A 208-nucleotide genomic window follows, 5' to 3' on the forward strand; every position below is an offset into this window, starting at 1 on the left:
CCATCACGATCTGCACACTGCCCGAACGCTGGCGCAGCGCTCAGGCTGCACCGGAAATCAGGGGGCATCTGCGCAGCAGTGCGCCCCGCCATCACCACGGCAGCGGCATCCTGCGCGAAGGGCAAACGGTCACGCGCCAGCGTGTCACCGGCCATCACGATCTGCACACTGTCCGAACGCTGGCGCAGCGCTCAGGCTGCACCGGAAA

Annotated in this window: 1 protein-coding gene; it reads left to right on the forward strand. The window is 67.3% G+C overall.

Going from position 1 to position 208, the window contains the following annotated elements; all coding sequences use genetic code 11:
• Positions 1 to 208, forward strand: a 208-nt coding sequence (locus tag AC6EMZ_RS23515; RefSeq protein ID WP_498405200.1) for a hypothetical protein, incomplete at both ends; no start/stop codon positions are given.

This window comes from Enterobacter sp. SCRI0065 (assembly GCF_059766475.1).